The following is a 1,621-nucleotide window of genomic DNA, read 5'->3' on the forward strand; positions in this document are numbered from 1 at the left end:
GGTTGATTTTCAATCTCAACGCAACAGCCTGAACGGGCCCCGCGTTTCCGCAGCTAGCGCAACGCGGGAATAGCTCCCGGCACCTGGCCGTCGCACCGTTTCCGCAGGTGGAGAGGCTATGGAGGCCGGTGCCCCCATGCCGCCGCCGCATGCTCCGCCAGCCCGCCGCGCAGCCGTTCCGGACTCAGCGCAACGGGCCTTCCGGCCCATGTCCCGGCCCGCCGCCTATCCCGCCAGCGGCCCCTCGCCCCTCGCGGCCCTGGCCCTGTCGATGCAGCCGGGCGTGAGGTCGAGCTCGCCGGGCGCCAGCTCCTCTATCCCGAACGCGTCCATGAGGGCGGAGGCGTCCTCCCCGAGGGCCATCCGCAGCACGCGCGCCGGCGTCAGGAACCCGAGCGCCCCCCTCGGCTCGGAGTTCACCTGCGACATGAGCAGCGCGCAGTCCGCCGCCGTCAGCCGGTCGAACCTGGCCCCGGCGCCCTTGGGCAGCAGCTTCCTGATCTCCACGTGGTTCTTCTCGCACGCGCCCTTCTGCTGGCTCTGCCGGGGGTCGCAGTAGAAGAGCCTGGTCTCGCCGTCCCGCTCGCCGATCAGCGCCGCGATGGCGCCCTCGTCGGCGAACTCGCTCCCGTTGTCGGTGAGCACGGCGCCGAAGGCGCGCCTCGCGCCGTCCTCGCCGAGGACCCCACGCAGGGAGGAGAGCGCCGCCAGGACCGAGGCACACGTGCCGTCCGGCAGCGGCAGGGCCAGCTGGAAGCGGCTCGGGCGGTGCAGGAGCGTGAGGAGCCTGGCGGAGTCGCCCCTGGAGCCCTCGACGGTGTCCATCTCCCAGGCCGCGGCGCAGGCGTCCTCGCCGAGCGCGAGGAACGACGCGTGCGACCTGCGCGACGAGTGGGACGTCGCCCTCTTCGGGGCCCGGCGCGACCTCGGCCTGTAGCCGACCTTGCGCCTGAGCTCCATGTTCGTCATGCCGTCGTAGCCGGCGTCCACCCACCTGTAGACGGTGGAGGCGCTGAGCCCGGGGGTCGTCGCCGCTATCTGCTGCGGGGAGAGCCCGCGCGCGAGCCCGTCCCTGATGGCCGCGAGCTTGGCGGCGGCGCCCTCCTCGGTCTCGTCGATCCCGGACCTGCTCGCCGAGAGCTCGGCGTCGGCCGCCTCCTGCGCCCTCCTGGCGCTGTAGAACACCCTGGGCCTCCTCGAGCAGCCGTAGCCCCTCCTGTGCGAGCAGCCGTTGCAGCACCTCGGCCACGCGGAGAGCCTGGGGCAGGCCCCCGAGAGGTCCGCGGGCGCGGGCTCGCCGTAGCGCGAGCGCGGCGCGGTGACGTAGCGGTGCGCCGCAACCTCCCTGGTCACGGTCGAGGGCGACCTGCCGAGCTCCGCGGCGATCTCGCGGGCGCTGCGGTTGCGGTCGAGCATCCTCTCGACCGCGTTCCTCTCGTGCCTCGTGAGCCTCCCGTACGACCTTCCGGACGGCTTGGGTCTGGACATGCCGGCCTCCCTCCATCGCGGGCCGGGGGATTCCGGCCCCTCTGGGGTTGCCTACCCGGATTCGCGCCTCAGGACTCAGCGCAACGCGTTGCGCTGAGTCCTGAGGCTGTTGCAATGAAAATGAGAATCAAGG

The 1,621-nt window shown here is 72.4% G+C and carries 1 protein-coding gene; it reads right to left on the reverse strand.

Annotated elements, in window-relative coordinates:
* Positions 1-225: 225 nt before the first annotated feature.
* Positions 226-1,488, reverse strand: a complete 1,263-nt coding sequence (locus DWZ01_RS10530; protein ID WP_117818445.1) for an IS30 family transposase — start codon at positions 1,486-1,488, stop codon at positions 226-228.
* Positions 1,489-1,621: the final 133 nt, after the last annotated feature.

Origin of the sequence: Collinsella sp. AF28-5AC (assembly GCF_003457875.1) — a bacterium.
Classification (GTDB): domain Bacteria; phylum Actinomycetota; class Coriobacteriia; order Coriobacteriales; family Coriobacteriaceae; genus Collinsella.

Bases quoted from the DNA above. Each gene is read 5' to 3' on its own strand.
- DWZ01_RS10530 (WP_117818445.1), bottom strand. From the start codon at position 1,488: ATGTCCAGACCCAAGCCGTCCGGAAGGTCGTACGGGAGGCTCACGAGG.